Source organism: Vibrio sp. 704 (assembly GCF_033339295.1).
The window spans coordinates 1-745 of record NZ_JAWOUH010000375.1 but is presented as its reverse complement, the minus strand read 5'-3'; the positions used below and the strand labels follow the sequence as shown (position 1 = coordinate 745).

Genomic DNA, 745 nt, shown 5'->3' with positions numbered 1-745 from the left:
CGTGCGACCAATCGCACGCTTTTGATTTGAAATTGACGACAAACGTTAGTGCATTGCTGCTTCTTTCTCACTCAAATATTCAAATTCAAGCGCATCATTTACTAACGACACTTTCACCGTACCACCATCAACAAGTGATCCGAACAACAGTTCATTTGCCAATGGTTTCTTCAATTGCTCTTGGATTACACGGCCCATTGGACGTGCCCCCATCGCTTTGTCATAACCTTTATGTGCTAACCAATGGCGAGCATCTTGCGATACTTCCATGGATACTCCGCGAGCATCCAACTGGACTTGAAGCTCGACAATAAACTTATCAACCACTTGATGGATAACACTTTCATCTAGGCTATTAAACCAGATGATATTATCAAGACGGTTACGGAACTCCGGAGTGAACACCTTCTTAATTTCTGCCATGGCATCATGACTATGATCTTGTTGGATTAAACCGATCGATTTCTTCTCAGTTTCAGCCACACCCGCGTTAGTGGTCATCACAAGGATCACGTTACGGAAGTCGGCCTTGCGACCATTGTTGTCCGTTAGCGTACCGTTATCCATCACTTGCAGTAACAAGTTAAAGATAGCTGGGTGCGCTTTCTCAATCTCATCCAACAAAACAACGGAATGAGGATGCTTAATAACGGCATCAGTTAACAAGCCACCTTGATCATAACCAACATAACCTGGAGGAGCACCAATTAAGCGGCTCACAGAGTGACGCTCACCATACTCAGAC

The 745-nt window shown here is 44.4% G+C and carries 1 protein-coding gene; it reads right to left on the bottom strand.

The window, feature by feature from the left end; all coding sequences use genetic code 11:
* Positions 1 to 45: 45 nt before the first annotated feature.
* Positions 46 to 745: AAA family ATPase (locus R7R24_RS26565; RefSeq protein ID WP_318120099.1), on the bottom strand; the 700-nt coding region annotated here is incomplete at its 5' end.